Here is a 593-nt window from a genome sequence, read left to right as displayed (position 1 = left end):
CATGCTGCGGTCAAAGTCCCGCCGGGTGGCGCGGAACTCGCTGCACATGCAGGGTCAGGCAGCGGACCTGCGTCTGTCTTCCCGATCAGTGTCTCAGGTGGCCAAGGCGGCCATGGCCTGCCGCGCGGGCGGCGTCGGTCAATATTACCGCTCGAACTTTGTCCACATGGATTGCGGTGTCATCCGCACCTGGCGCGGCTGAGTAGCGCTCGTTAACCCGAACTGCCCTTGCCTTTAGGTCCTGAAATTGCTTGGGACCGTATTTGATTTGCGCTTGGTCTCTTGAGCGTTCTAATTTAACACAGACAGCCCCAAAATCCCGTGCTTCAGGCTCTCCCTGATTTCGCTCTCCAGTCGCAGCTCAAAGTCCTTTACTCACAGGCTTAGGTAACACCAAGTAACTGCCTGCAGCACGAAGCGGGGGACAAGATTCACGGAAAAGGCGTGGCGCACCTGAGAGGATTCGAACCTCTGGCCTCTGCCTTCGGAGGGCAGCGCTCTATCCAGCTGAGCTACAGGTGCCTAGGCCGTTAGCTAACCTCGTTCCGATCCGTGTGCAACTGCAAATCCGCGAGCACGCCGCAGGGTGAGGT

The 593-nt window shown here is 58.7% G+C and carries 1 protein-coding gene and 1 tRNA gene; one reads left to right on the top strand and one right to left on the bottom strand.

What is annotated here, in order from left to right; translation table 11 throughout:
• Positions 1–202: YcbK family protein (locus ACR1XY_RS24850; protein WP_480597545.1), on the top strand; the 202-nt coding region annotated here is incomplete at its 5' end.
• A gap of 243 nt (positions 203–445) precedes the next feature.
• On the opposite strand, the gene ACR1XY_RS24845 is transcribed toward ACR1XY_RS24850, so the two are convergent.
• A tRNA-Arg gene (locus tag ACR1XY_RS24845) sits at positions 446–522 on the bottom strand.
• Between the last annotated feature and the right edge of the window lie 71 nt (positions 523–593).

Source organism: Ruegeria sp. AD11(2025), assembly GCF_056542405.1.
The sequence above is the reverse complement of the archived record's forward strand: the minus strand, read 5'-3'. Positions and strand labels throughout refer to the sequence as shown.